Source organism: Candidatus Phytoplasma bonamiae, assembly GCF_030586845.1.
GTDB classification, from domain to species: Bacteria; Bacillota_I; Bacilli_A; order Acholeplasmatales; family Acholeplasmataceae; genus Phytoplasma; species Phytoplasma bonamiae.
Genome location: NZ_JAOSIQ010000015.1, coordinates 1 through 11,650, shown reverse-complemented (window position 1 = coordinate 11,650; position 11,650 = coordinate 1). Strand labels below are relative to the sequence as shown.

General features: G+C 29.0%; 16 protein-coding genes. All 16 read right to left on the bottom strand.

Going from position 1 to position 11,650, the window contains the following annotated elements:
* Window positions 1-84: 84 nt before the first annotated feature.
* Window positions 85-390 (bottom strand): hypothetical protein, encoded by a 306-nt coding sequence (locus OC701_RS01745; RefSeq protein WP_304514385.1) that lies wholly within the window; start codon window positions 388-390, stop codon window positions 85-87.
* A gap of 273 nt (window positions 391-663) precedes the next feature.
* Complete coding sequence (locus OC701_RS01740) at window positions 664-933, bottom strand: hypothetical protein (protein ID WP_304514384.1); 270 nt, start codon at window positions 931-933, stop codon at window positions 664-666.
* A 42-nt stretch (window positions 934-975) separates the two neighbouring features.
* Window positions 976-1,374 carry a group II intron reverse transcriptase/maturase gene (locus tag OC701_RS01735; RefSeq protein ID WP_304514383.1) on the bottom strand — a complete coding sequence of 133 codons (399 nt, stop codon included), beginning with the start codon at window positions 1,372-1,374 and terminating at the stop codon, window positions 976-978.
* Window positions 1,371-2,051 carry a reverse transcriptase/maturase family protein gene (locus OC701_RS01730; RefSeq protein WP_304514382.1) on the bottom strand — a complete coding sequence of 227 codons (681 nt, stop codon included), beginning with the start codon at window positions 2,049-2,051 and terminating at the stop codon, window positions 1,371-1,373. The genes OC701_RS01735 and OC701_RS01730 overlap by 4 nt, the downstream gene beginning before the upstream one ends.
* Window positions 2,052-2,055: 4 nt before the next feature.
* Complete coding sequence (locus tag OC701_RS01725) at window positions 2,056-2,391, bottom strand: hypothetical protein (protein WP_304514381.1); 336 nt, start codon at window positions 2,389-2,391, stop codon at window positions 2,056-2,058.
* A gap of 572 nt (window positions 2,392-2,963) precedes the next feature.
* Window positions 2,964-3,098, bottom strand: coding sequence for a hypothetical protein (locus OC701_RS01720; protein WP_304514380.1), 135 nt, complete (start codon window positions 3,096-3,098; stop codon window positions 2,964-2,966).
* A 91-nt stretch (window positions 3,099-3,189) separates the two neighbouring features.
* Complete coding sequence (locus tag OC701_RS01715; protein WP_304514379.1) at window positions 3,190-3,420, bottom strand: hypothetical protein; 231 nt, start codon at window positions 3,418-3,420, stop codon at window positions 3,190-3,192.
* On the bottom strand, window positions 3,407-3,565 hold the full coding sequence (locus tag OC701_RS01710; protein ID WP_304514378.1) for a hypothetical protein: 159 nt from the start codon (window positions 3,563-3,565) through the stop codon (window positions 3,407-3,409). Before OC701_RS01710 ends, OC701_RS01715 begins: the two co-directional genes overlap by 14 nt.
* A 102-nt stretch (window positions 3,566-3,667) precedes the next feature.
* Complete coding sequence (locus OC701_RS01705; protein WP_304514377.1) at window positions 3,668-3,850, bottom strand: hypothetical protein; 183 nt, start codon at window positions 3,848-3,850, stop codon at window positions 3,668-3,670.
* A 461-nt stretch (window positions 3,851-4,311) separates the two neighbouring features.
* Entirely contained in the window at window positions 4,312-4,998 is a 687-nt protein-coding gene (locus OC701_RS01700) for a tRNA nucleotidyltransferase/poly(A) polymerase-related protein (protein ID WP_304514376.1), read from the bottom strand.
* 37 nt (window positions 4,999-5,035) lie between these two features.
* Entirely contained in the window at window positions 5,036-5,890 is an 855-nt protein-coding gene (locus OC701_RS01695) for a DegV family protein (RefSeq protein ID WP_304514375.1), read from the bottom strand.
* A 208-nt stretch (window positions 5,891-6,098) separates the two neighbouring features.
* Window positions 6,099-7,745, bottom strand: a complete 1,647-nt coding sequence (locus OC701_RS01690; protein ID WP_304514374.1) for an ATP-binding cassette domain-containing protein — start codon at window positions 7,743-7,745, stop codon at window positions 6,099-6,101.
* 105 nt (window positions 7,746-7,850) lie between these two features.
* Window positions 7,851-8,150: a hypothetical protein gene (locus tag OC701_RS01685; protein WP_304514373.1), complete on the bottom strand. Its 300-nt coding sequence runs from the start codon at window positions 8,148-8,150 to the stop codon at window positions 7,851-7,853.
* A complete protein-coding gene (locus OC701_RS01680; RefSeq protein ID WP_304514343.1) occupies window positions 8,110-8,238 on the bottom strand; it encodes a hypothetical protein in 129 nt (42 codons plus the stop codon). Before OC701_RS01680 ends, OC701_RS01685 begins: the two co-directional genes overlap by 41 nt.
* A 452-nt stretch (window positions 8,239-8,690) precedes the next feature.
* Window positions 8,691-9,239, bottom strand: coding sequence for a hypothetical protein (locus tag OC701_RS01675; RefSeq protein ID WP_304514372.1), 549 nt, complete (start codon window positions 9,237-9,239; stop codon window positions 8,691-8,693).
* Window positions 9,240-11,008: 1,769 nt separating this feature from the next.
* Window positions 11,009-11,161 carry a hypothetical protein gene (locus OC701_RS01670; RefSeq protein WP_304514371.1) on the bottom strand — a complete coding sequence of 51 codons (153 nt, stop codon included), beginning with the start codon at window positions 11,159-11,161 and terminating at the stop codon, window positions 11,009-11,011.
* Window positions 11,162-11,650: the final 489 nt, after the last annotated feature.

Sequence of the window (11,650 nt, the reverse complement as noted above, 5' to 3'; positions counted from 1 at the left end):
CAACCCGCTTTTATGGTCTGCTATAATCTATCATTCTTTCGTCTGATAAACCGACCATATCCTTTCAGGGTTTATCGGCCCTGGCTATTGGTTAGATAGCACGAAATTTAGGCCTCTTTGGCGCCCAGTATGATAAGCTAAGCCTCCATAATAATTATGATGCATCTTAAAAGCAGCTGGCGAAATCAAAAAAGGCAATTTGTATTTTTTGTATAACATAGTTGTAATTTTTTTTAAATTATAATTTTTAATTTCGTTAATATATTTATTAATTAAAAAATCAGCTTTTTCAAAAGATAAAGGTGCGCATACAAAAAAAATAGAATAATATTGATAAATTTCTTCTAAATTTAAAATATTTTCGATTAAATTCGCATTTTGACAAATCAAATAATATTTATTATTTCTTAAATCTTTAATTACTTCAAAAATATAAATTTTTTCAACTGTAAAAATTAAATTTATATTTTCTATTTTAATATTTATAACTTCTTTTTCTGTTAATAAAATACGGATAGATTAATTGCGTTTTATGCAGCGATTTGTCTTTGCTGTTTTATTTACAATCAGCCCCCGTCCAAACCGGACAAGCAAGTTTCCCAGCATCCGGCTTTCCATAATTTACTCTCTTTCGAGAACTAATTTCTCCTCGCGGTTAATTAGCTATTTGTTCTTATCGTTCTTGTTTCTAATATCGTGTATTTGTTGATTTGTTACCTTTCGATGACAATCCTTACACAATACTTTCGTTCTTTTATTCATAATACTTGGTGATGCGCATTGCGGACCGTACCAATGTAATGAAATTTGAAATTGGATTGTTTTGTCGCAGTTCTCACAACGTTCCGCCTTTAGACGGTCAGTTAAATGCGTACGACCTTGGAATATATACTTATTGATGGTAATATCAGGGTTTCCCTTGAAATTACGCATTGTCTTAATTTTATTCCAAGAGTAAACATCCCATGGTTCGTATTAGGTTTTTCCTTTATTAAGATAAGTAATCCCCCAGGTTGAACCAATTTTACATTTCTTTCGAACTCTAGCAATTGACGTTTTTCGTTTCCTTGCTAGTGTTTTCAAACAGCTATATTCCGCTAGATAATTCAAGTGAGACAAAACGCCTAGATTGTTAGCCAGACAAAAATATTGGATAATTCCTCTAATAATTGTCTTGTAGGTCCGAATTATTTCTAATTCGTCTCTACCCGCTAGCGTTTCGTCGTGTTTCACCTTTCCCTTTTTTAACCAACTATATTCATATCCATATTCTTTGGCTTTTGCTTTGGGAATTTGGATGAGAACTTTGCCATTTAAGGAATCCTTAGTTGTTTTCCTCTCCCTGGTTTTGTTGGTAGGATTAACCTTTATCATGTAGGATAGAGAAACCTCGTTCCTTTATCGGCTTTCACAATTTTCGATTTATCCTTACCAATCGTAAGGTTCAGATCCTGTTTTAGCCATTGCGTTACTTGATCTTTGATTCTTTCCGCTTGGTTATATTCACCTTTGATGCCGATGATAAAGTTGTCTGCGTAACGGATATATTCAACTCTTGGTTTTGGATTTAGGTTGATGTCTCTGTCAATCTCCAGTTTATGATGTTGGTTTTTGTACCAAGCCTTCTTATATTCTGGGTTACTCTTCTTCATTGGTTTCCCTTCTTTAATCAGTCTCTCCGTTTTCAGGTCGATATGGTGTAAATATACATTCGCCAATAGAGGAGAAATAATTCCTCCCTGAGGAGATCCCGATAAAGATTCGTACTTGATGTCATCCTTCATGAAACCGGCTTTCAGCCATTTGTTAATGGTTGCGAGCGTTTTATTCTTTTTGATGAACTGATTTAAGGTTCTCATCAGAATCTCATGATTAATGGTATCAAAGTAACCTTCTAAGTCAATTTTGATGATGTAGTCAATTCCTTTAAATCTTTGTTTGACACGTTTGATAGCATCATGGCAAGATTTTTTGGTTCTAAATCCAAAGCTCCATTCTGAGAAGATATTTTCAAAATAAGGAGTCAGGAGTTGTTCCAAGCATTTTTGCATCAATCTATCCTTGATGGTCGGTAACCCAAGGGTCTGGTTTTTTATTATCCTTAGGAATGAGGATTCTTTTAACCGGTTTCGGGTTGTATCCATTATTGACGTATTCCTGGTGGTATCTTTCTAGTTTTTTAAGATTGATCCCATCAATGGTTTTATTGTCAATTCCGGGTGTGCCCGCCCCATTGTTAGCGGCGATTCTATTGAATGCTGTTAACGTGTTATAAAAGTTATTCATTCCTTGTTGCAGTTCTCTTTTTAGAGAGTAACCATTTGATGAACAATATTGAATCTTATTCAATGTTCGTAAAAGTTTAGTTTCTGGTGAAACAGTTGTTGACATAATTTATCAACTCCCTTCCCGATACCATTGAATAAATAGTAAATTACTTTCTTCTTTCGCCCTATGAGAGTTATTAACTCTCTTCTTGGTAAGATGATTAACTAAATTATTCCAAATCTAGGTTTACCCTTACGACTACTAAGAAGATTCTTTATCCTTGACCACCCGGGCTTTTATTTCCGGATTAGTAAATTTAATTACTTAGTTTTAGGATTCTCCGAGTTACACTAAATCTCTACCTTAATTCTTTAGGGGAAGTATCCTCTTTAGGAGGCTGATTCCAGGTTTCTTTATTTGATAAACAACTCAATACAGATGTTTTATATTAGTTGGCTCTGGACTGTCCGTTTAAGCAACTTCCGGAACAGGTTTAACGATTACCTCAATTTTCCTTCTTAGGCCATCTCAGGCTTCTCCATCGAATTATTCGGTGGCGGAGTCTTCTTGACTAATTTGCTTTCGTCGCAACCCGCTTTTATGGTCTGCTCTAATCTAACATTCTTTCGTTTGTTAAACCGACCATATCCTTTCAGGATTTATCTGCCCTGGCTATTGGTTAAATAGCACGAAATTTAGGCTTCTTTGGCGCCCACATCTACATTATAAAAGTTATCTCCTTTATTAATATTATGAATTTTTCCTAAAATTTGATATTTTTTGCCTATCTCAGCATTCTTTAAAATTTGTAATTGGTTTTTATAAATCATACTTTTAAACTCATTTTTGATTTTCTTAATTATTTTAATGTAATAAAAATTTAAAATACTTTTCTTTGAAAAATAAATAAATATAAATAATTTAAAACAAACCTGTTTTTAAAAATTTTTTTTGTAAATTTTCCAATTCAAATTTATTTAAATTAGTTAATAAGGGGTATTTTTGTTTTAATATTGTTACTAATTTAATAATTTTAATCCTTTGATGATAAGAAAAAGCAAAATCATAAATTACTTGATTATTTAAATAAACAGCAATTACGAAAAAAAAATCTGGATCAATAATTTCTAATTTATATTTAATAAAAAACAATATTCCGGAAATTAAACTTTTTAAATAATAAATAATATGGATAGATCATTTGCGTTTCAATCTCAGAATTTGTCTTTCTGATAACTATTACAAACAGCCTCCATCTAAACCGGACAAGCAAGTTTCCCAGCATCCGGCTTGCCATAATTTACCTTCTTTCAAGGACTAACTTCGTGTCGCCACTCATTAGTTGTTTATTCTGATTATACTAGGATAACCTTTTTAGATAAATAGCACGATAAGTTATTCATTCCGCGTTTAAGTTCTTATTTAATACTGAATATTTAATACTGAACGATTTTAAATGATCTTTATAAGCTTGAAAAAAACTTAGATACTTGATCCCATTGAATAAACCATAAATTACTAACTTCTTTCGCCCTATCAAGGTCGTTAACCTTGTTCTAGGGAGGACGATTAACTGGATCATTCCAGATCCAGTTTTACTCCTCCGACTACTAAGAAGTCGCTTTCTCCTTGGGCTATAATGACTTTAATATTATTCGTTATTTTAATAACTCGCCTTTAGGATTCTCCCAGTTACGCTAAATATCAACCTTGATTCCTTAGGGGAAGTAACCATTTTATTCATGGTGAGATTTCAGATTTATTAATTGATAAACTATCCAATACAAAAGCTATAATATTGATAGCCTCTGAACTGCTCGCTTATAGTAGTTTGCGAGACAGGTTTTGTTATTACATCTGCTTATCTTCTTAGGCCATTTCAGGCTTACCCGTAGAACCATTCGGTGGCGGTGTCTTCTTGACTAACTACTTCATCGCAACCCGCTTTTAAGAACTGCTGTAATTCTTGATGGTTTCCTTTCAAGAACCGTTCTTAGCCTGTCAGTGTTTATCGCACTGGTGATGGGTTAGTTCACTCGATATTTAGGCATCTTGGGCGCCCGCTTTTGTATATAATAAATAATTAAAAGCTAAATTAACATAAGTTTGTTTTAAAAGTTTCTTAAATTCTCTAAATATAAAAGATATTTTTAGTTTATTTATTAAAGCAATATTTTCCTTTAAAGCTTTTTCTGTTTTTTCTTCTACAGAAAAATTTAATTTTGATTTAAAATAAAAAATTCTCAACATTCTTAAAGGATCTTCAGTTAATTTTTGATAAGGATTGCCTATAATACGAATAATTTTATTATGTAAATCTGTTAATCCATCAACATAATCAAATATTTTATCATTTTCATCTAATAGAATGGCATTTATAGTAAAATCACGCCTTTTAACATCTTCTTGAACATCTCGGATAAAAATAACAGAAGAAGGATGTCTAAAATCTAAATATTTCCCTTCTTTTCGGTAAGTTGTTATTTCAAAATAATTATTTTCAAAAAAAATTTTAACAGAACCATAACGAATTCTTCTTATCGGAACATTAAAAATTTCACAAATAGTTTCAGGTAAAAGATTAGTAGTAATATCCACGTCTGTAAAGGGTTTTTTTAATAAAAAATCTCTAACAGCCCCTCCAACTATAAAAGCTTCTGCTTTGTTATATTGTTTTAATATTTTTAAAATATTTTTAGCTTTATCCATATATAAGTTATAATTTAACATATACCATTTACACCTATGATTAATTTACACTGATTAGTTAAGCGGGAGGAATAATCAATCCTACACCAAGAGCGTTATTTCCTGTATGAACTCCTATCACTGGAGTAATAATAACTTCTAAAATATTACTAATATTTAGATTTTTTTTTAAAATTCCTATTAATTTATTTTTCATAATATGATTTCCTGAAGTTAAAACATGTAATAAAAATTTTTGATTTTTCGTGTAATTATGAATTTCTTTAAGAATACAATCAAAAGCTTTTTCCATAGTAAAAACTTTTTTAATCATTGTAATAACACCAGGAGCTTCTAATTTTAAAATAGGTTTGATGTGAAACATTCTACCTAAAAAACCTTTAGCCATACTTAAACGACCACTTTTAATTAAATGATTTAAAGAATCTACTATAAAAAAAATTTTATTATTTTGGCGTAATTTTTCTAAATATGCTATAACTTCTAAAATATTAAATCCTTCGGAAAACATACGTTCCGCTTGTAAAGCGCAATATGCTTCGCAAAAACCGATACTTTGAGTATCAAAAACTATAACTTCTATTTCGGAAGCAACTATTTTGCTAGCAGATAAAATACTATTATAACTACCACTTAAAGCACTAGATAAAGTAGTAACAAAAATTTTTTGATAACCTAAACGAGCTATTTGGCGAAAATATTCAACTATTTCTCCTATAGGAGGTTGAGAAGTAGTAGCAATTGAACGAGGATTTTTATTTATAAAATCATAAAATTGATCTATAGTCAAATTTTCACAATCTCGATATTCTTTATTATTTAAAAAAATTTGTAATCTGATTAAACCAATATTATGTTTTTGATGAAAAAAATCTAAACAACTAGTAGAAGTACTTATCACTTTAATTTTCATATGAAATCGAAAATCCTTTAATAAAAAATATTTATCATTTTAATATTAGTTAAATTATAAAAAAACATGAATATAAAAAATAAATAAAACAAATTTAATAATTCAATCCCCCCTAAGAAATTGAATTAGAAATTGAATTATTATTACTTAATAATGAATATCATTCATAAATAAAAATAAAATATTTTAAAAAATTTTTTATTTAAATTTAAGCAGAATTTTCTTTTTTTAATATCATTAAAGGTTTATTTTTATTTAATCTTTTAGAATGTTTTAACAGATATATACTATAAACAAATAAAAAACAAATAACAAAAAAACCTACACAACTAACTATAGTTCGATAATTAGGCGAAATTGAAAAAAAACCATTTTCAGACAACAAAGCAAAATAATTTTGAATTTCTATACTAGGATAATATTTTTGACTTAATTGAAATAATGACATTTTTTGTTCAAACAAATTCATATTATCAAAACCCGAAATTTCTTTTTTATTTAAGAATATAGAAAATAAATTAAAATGATTATTTTTGATTCGATTGAATATTCCGTATTGTAACAAGCACATAAACATTTGATGCATACAAGTAAACACCAATACAAACCAAGCGATAAAATAACATAATATCTTATTAACGGTTTGACTATTAGCACCTAAAATACGAGTAATACCCGCAGTACGAGAAAAAACCGTTAATTGACGGTTAAGAAAAGAATTACTTCTAAACCAATAAAACAACCAAAATAAAAATATTTGTAAAAATCCTATTAACGATACAAGGTAAAATTCTTGATTCAAAGGCAATATAACATTTTGATTAAATTCTAAATATATATTTTTAAAAAAAGATAATTTATACCAAAATATTTTTCCCAAGAAAGAATTCAAATATAGAAACAATGAAAATATTAAAAAAGTCATAATCCAATTATTAAAAAGACTAAATAAATTTCGTTTCCAATAGGTTTTATAAAAGACTTTACAAATATAATTCACTTCTTTAAAAGATAAATTAGATGAAATAGTTTTAAACCGTAAAAGATTATCATCTGAAAATAATTCAGAAGCTTCATTAATTTTAGAAACAAATTGTTGTTTTTCAAAATTACCAACATAAGTTAATAAGTCTAAATCATTCGCATTTAATTGAAAATTTTCATTAGTCAAATTTCCTTTTGGTTTACGTACTAAATAATCTGTAATAATACCTTCTTTTATTTTAATAATAACATCGGAATTTTTGGTTGCTAATAAAATATCATGAGTTACTACGATAACCAATTTCTTTTCAGAAATCTCTTTTAATTTTTGAAAAACTAAATTACTAGAAACTGAATCTAAATTACCTGTAGGTTCATCAGCTATTATTATATCCGCATTTTTAATTAAACTTCTGATTATATTAGCTCTTTGCAATTGGCCTCCAGATAATTCAAAAGGTTTTTTTTTCAAAAAACTAATAGGTAAATTAAAATATTTAAATAAATTTTTAATTTGTTTATGAATTGATTGATCAATAACACTTTTTTGTAATTTCACAGATAAAAGAAGATTATCCAAAATATTTAATTCATTAATAAAATAGGAATCTTGCGTTATATAAGAAATCATACCATTTCTATAATTAGCCATTTCGTTTTCAGAAAAAATAGATAAATCTTTATCATTTATTAAAATATTACCAGAACTTATTTTTTCTAATCCTGATAAAATATTACATAAACTAGTTTTTCCTGAACCTGATTGTCCTGACAAAAAAACAAATCCATGACTAGGTAAATTAAAAGAAATATCTTCTAAAATATTTTCATCTTCGTAAAAGCTCAAATTAACATTTCTTAAACGAATCATATTATAATTTATTACTCTCCACTCTCCCTAATTTTCTTAAATCAATATATTAATGTAAAAAAATTATTATTTTAATTAATTTAATAATTAACAAAAATATTATCGTTATGATGACAACAATTTATTTTTAACAATATTATTAGACAAATCATATAATAAAGTAGATTTTTGAATTAAATTAATAATTTTTGCGGCTTTAGTAGTATTAATTAAATCTAAATTTAATTGTAAAGTTTCTTTCAAATCATTTTGATTTAAAACACTGCTAAAAAAAATAGGTAATTTATATTCATAATAGGGATAGATTATTTGCGTTTCAATAACTGAATTTATGAACCAGTTATTTATTACAAACAGCCCCCCTCTAAACCGGACAAGCAAGTTTCCAAGCATCCGGCTTGCCATAATTTATTGATAAACCATAAATTACTAACTTCTTTCGCCCTATCAAGGTCGTTAACCTTTTTCTAGGGAGGACGATTAACTGGATCATTCCAGATCCAGTTTTACTCCTCCGACTACTAAGAAGTCGCTTTCTCCTTGGGCTATAATGACTTTAATCTCGTTATTCGTTAATTTAATAACTTGCCTTTAGGATTCTCCAAGTTACGCTAAATATCAACCTTGATTCCTTAGGGGAAGTAACCATTTTATTCATGGTGAGATTCCAGGTTGGTTAAGTGATAAACTGCCTAACACTATCGTTATATGTTGGCAGAATCTGGACAGCTCGGTTTCAGTAGTTTGCGAGACAGGTTTTAATATTACATCTACTTATCTTCTTAGACCATTTCAGGTTTACCCTTAGAACCATTTGGTGGCGGTGTCTTCTTGACTAACTACTTCGTCGCAACCCGCTTTTAAGAACTGCTGTAATTCTTGATAGTTTCCTTTCAAGAACCGTTCTTAGCCTGTCAGTGTTTATCGCACTGGTGATTGGTAAAATCACACGATATTTAGGCCTCTTTGGCGCCCACGATAATTTAATAAAGGTATAAAAATATCATCTCGAAAATAAGCATTCATATTTTCTAAACCAAAATCATCTAAAATTAAAAAAGGAATTTTTTTTAAATGGTTTATTTTATCTTCTATAATATCATAAGTCCACAAAAACTTAAATTGTCGAACTAAATCTGACATCACAATAAATAAAAAAGGAATATGATGTGTTAATAACATTTTAGCTAATATTTTTAACATAAAAGTTTTTCCAGAATTAAAAGGGCCATAAATATATAAACCCTTATTTTTCTTTTGTTTTGTGATATTATTAGAAGAATTATATTGTTCTATAATCTCTTTTATATACTGCAAAATGCTTTTTTGTATTTTAGAAATGGATTTTATATTTTTAATATCTATACCAGTTAAATTTATTTCTTGATTAAATAAAATATTTTTTTGTTGAAAATTATTTTGCCAATCTATTTGTTTAGTTTTAACAGTTTCTTGCCACACTACATGAAGATAAGGTTTTTCTTTTAAAACCAATTTATATCCGAAAGGATTTGGTTGATCTTTTTTATTTAAATATATGGATAGATTATTTGCGTTTCGCTTTCAGAATGTGTTTTCTGATAGCTATTACAAATAGCCCCCATCTAAACCGGACAAGCAAGTTTCCCAGCATCCGGCTTGCCATAATTTACCCTCTCACAAGGACTAATTTCATGTCGCCATTAGTTAGTTGTCGATTTAACCGTTCTATTTTTCTTAAATTTTCTGATGTCATGAATTTGTTAGTAAATTATCTGAAGATAATAACTTTTAAATAACACCGCGGTTTGCTTGCTCTTCAAAATTCGCCAATTCGCTTCGCATACAATGTCCAATAGAGAAAGATACTAACAGTTAAATATATTTCAAATCTCTCCGCCATTAATCCGAAGGTTAGTGTATTTTGGTTTAAAAGTTAAATAACCCCGGATTTTTAGATAAACCAAAGGTAATTAATAATTTTTTCCTTTAATGATGGTGTTATGGAGGATTTGAATTATTTCTGATTATTATCTTCTTAACCAATGTTTGATCATTCATTTTAATCGTATTATCTTTTGAATCAATTTATATTCTTTCCTATATTGTTTAGCTTTATCCTTCTTAGGAATCTGAATTTAAAATTCCTCTTTAATTGAGTCCTTGATGATATTTTTGTTAACCTCGTTCCTCTAGGAACCGGAGGATATAATTTGATATAATTTTAGATTTGTCTTTATTAATAGTTATTTCAAATCTTATTACAATTATTGGGTGATTAGGTTTTTGATATTAATTTTGAAGATATCATTAATTCTTTTTAATCATTACTTAAAGCGTTTAATAACATCATGACAAAATTTTTTGGTTCTAAACCTAAAGCGCTATTCCGGAAAAACATTTTCAAAATAAGAGGATAATAGTTGTCCATGTTTTTTTTGAATTAAACGATCTTTAACAGTGATAATATCTGGTGATTAAGTTTTAACCAAATCTTTGGAAATCAAAACTTGTTTAACTGGTTAGGGTTTATAACGGTTGTTAACGTATTCGCGGTGGTATTGTTAAATTTTTTGAATTTTTTATACCGTCTTAGGTTTCTATACGTCAATACATTCTATTCCGCAAGTCTTATTGGTTGTAATCTTGGTAAATATTTATCGGGTTATTTATTTCGCGTTTAAATTATTTTTAAATACTGAACGATTTTAAATGATTCAAGCTTGATAAAAACTTAGCTGCTTGATTTCATCACGGAATAAACAATAAATTACTAACTTCTTTCGCCCTATCAAGGTCGTTAACCTTGTTCTAGGGAGGACGATTAACTGGATCATTCCAGATCCAGTTTTACTCCTCCGACTACTAAGAAGTCGCTTTCTCCTTGGGCTATAATGACTTTAATCTCATTATTCGTTAATTTAATAACTCGCCTTTAGGATTCTCCAAGTTACGCTAAATATCAACCTTGATTCCTTAGGGGAAGTAACCATTTTATTCATGGTGAGATTCCAGGTTGGTTAAGTGATAAACTATCTAACACTTAATTATTATGTTGATAGCCTCTGGACTGTTCGATTTCAGTAGTTTACAAAACAGGTTTTGTTATTACATCTACTTATCTTCTTAGACCATTTCAGGTTTACCCTTAGAACCATTTGGTGGCGGTGTCTTTTTGACTAACTACTTCGTCGCAACCCGCTTTTAAGAACTGCTGTAATTCTTGGTAGTTTCCTTTCAAGAACCGTTCTTAGCCTGTCAGTGTTTATCGCACTGGTGATGGGTTAGTTCACTCGATATTTAGGCCTCTTTGGCGCCCAATTAAAAACAATAATAAGATCTTCATCTTTAATATGTAAATTTTTTGTTTCGGGATGATTCTTAATATAATTTTTAATTTTGTGCAAATTAAAATTTGATTCTTCGAATGAATCCATAAAAACTCCTAAATAAAAATTTAAATATTTTTAAAATTTAAATTTGTTTAATAGAGATAGATTATTTGCGTTTCAATAACTGGATTTATCAACCAGTTATCTATTACCAACAGCCCCCCTCTAAACCGGACAAGCAAGTTTCCCAGCATCCGGCTTGCCATAATTTACCCTCTTCCGAGGACTAACGTTATGTCACCACTTATTAGTTGTTTATTCTGATTATATGGGATAACCTTTTTAGATAAATAGCACAACACGATAAATTATTTATCTTACATTTCGGTTATTGTTGCATATTGAACGATTTTAAATGATCTTCAAGTTTGACAAAAACTTTAGTACTTGATCCTATTGAATAAACAATAAATTACTAACTTCTTTCACCCTATCAAGGTCGTTAACCTTGTTCTAGGGAGGACGATTAACTGGATCATTCCAGATCCAGTTTTACTCCTCCGACTACTAAGAAGTCGCTTTCTCCTTGGGCTA